The following is a 1,825-nucleotide window of genomic DNA, read 5'->3' on the forward strand; positions in this document are numbered from 1 at the left end:
GCCCCTCAGCGCATAGGGAGATTGCTTTGAAGCTTGAGGTGGCTTTGAGGGGATTGAATTGAAAAAGGCCCGCTTGGTTGCGGGCCTTTGGTGGTTGAGGGGCTAAGGCCCCGGGCTGCGTTCAGCCGAGCTTTTCGGTCAGTTCCGGGACCGCCTGGAACAGGTCGGCGACCAGTCCGAAGTCGGCGACCTGGAAGATCGGCGCTTCTTCGTCCTTGTTGATCGCAACGATGACCTTTGAATCCTTCATGCCCGCAAGGTGCTGGATTGCGCCCGAGATGCCGACGGCGACATAAAGATCGGGGGCAACAACCTTGCCGGTCTGACCCACTTGCCAGTCGTTCGGGGCATAGCCCGAGTCCACAGCGGCGCGCGATGCGCCAACCGCGGCACCCAGCTTGTCAGCCAGAGCTTCGATCAGCTTGAAGTCGTCTTGCGAGCCGACACCACGGCCGCCCGAGACAACAACGCCAGCCGAGGTCAGTTCCGGACGGTCGCTTGCAGCCACCTTGTCTTCGACCCACGACGACAGGCCGGGATTGTCGCCGACCGAGATGGTCTCGACCGCAGCCGAGCCACCTTCGCCCGCCGCATCAAAGCTGGCGGTGCGGATGGTGACGACCTTCTTGGCGTCGTTCGACTTCACGGTCTGGATCGCGTTGCCCGCATAGATCGGGCGCTCAAACGTCGAGCCGTCAACCACACCCGAGGCATCCGAGATCACCATAACGTCCAGCAGGGCCGCGACGCGCGGCATCACGTTCTTGGCGTCGGTGGTCGCGGGGGCCACGATATGCTCGTACCCATCGGCCAGACCCACGATCAGCGCGGCGGTCGATTCCGCCAGGCGATGACCCAGCGACGCGTCTTCGGCAACCAGCACCTTGGACACGCCGTCGATCTTGGCGGCAGCCTCGCCGGCAGCGGCGGCCGAGCCACCCGCGGCCAGAACGGTCACGTCACCCAGCGCCCTGGCGGCGTTGACGGCCTTGGCGGTGGCGTCCAGCGCCAGTTCGCCATTGTTGACTTCGGCAAGCAGAAGTACAGCCATTACACAGCCCCCGCTTCTTTGAGTTTCGAAACCAGCTCATCCACCGAGCCAACGATGATACCAGCGGCCCGTGCCGGCGGTTCTTCGGTCTTGACGATTTCCAGGCGCGGCGTGACGTCGACGCCGTAATCGGCGGCGGTTTTCTCGTCCAGCGGCTTTTTCTTCGCCTTCATGATGTTGGGCAGCGACGCATAGCGCGGCTCGTTCAGGCGCAGGTCAACGGTCACGATGGTCGGCATCTTGACGCTGATGGTCTGCAACCCGCCATCCACCTCGCGGGTGATCTTGGCACTGTCGCCTTCGATATCCAGTTCCGAGGCAAAGGTGCCCTGCGACCAGCCCAGCAGGGCCGACAGCATCTGACCGGTGGCGTTCATGTCGTTGTCGATCGCCTGCTTGCCCGCCAGAACGATGCCGGGCTGCTCTTCCTCGACCACCTTGGCCAGGATCTTGGCAACCGCCAGCGGCTCGATATCGGTATGCACATCATCCGTCGCAACAACCAGAATCGCCCGATCAGCCCCCATGGCCAGCGCGGTCCGCAGCGTCTCCTGCGCCTGCTTCACTCCAATTGAAACGGCAACAACTTCGTCTGCCTTGCCAGCCTCTTTCAGGCGAATGGCCTCTTCAACCGCAATCTCGTCGAACGGGTTCATCGACATTTTGACATTGGCGAGATCAACACCGCTACCGTCCGCTTTCACGCGGACCTTCACATTGTAGTCAATCACGCGTTTGACAGGTACCAGTACCTTCATTGTAGCGCTTTCTCCT

2 protein-coding genes are annotated in these 1,825 nt (G+C 62.1%); both read right to left on the bottom strand.

Annotation, left to right across the window (positions count from 1 at the left end):
• Window positions 1-121: 121 nt before the first annotated feature.
• Complete coding sequence (locus ACR0BZ_RS19820) at window positions 122-1,051, bottom strand: electron transfer flavoprotein subunit alpha/FixB family protein (RefSeq protein WP_267364206.1); 930 nt, start codon at window positions 1,049-1,051, stop codon at window positions 122-124.
• Entirely contained in the window at window positions 1,051-1,809 is a 759-nt protein-coding gene (locus tag ACR0BZ_RS19825) for an electron transfer flavoprotein subunit beta/FixA family protein (protein ID WP_267364208.1), read from the bottom strand. The genes ACR0BZ_RS19820 and ACR0BZ_RS19825 overlap by 1 nt, the downstream gene beginning before the upstream one ends.
• Window positions 1,810-1,825 lie beyond the last annotated feature (16 nt).

This window comes from Ruegeria sp. P8, from assembly GCF_056534665.1.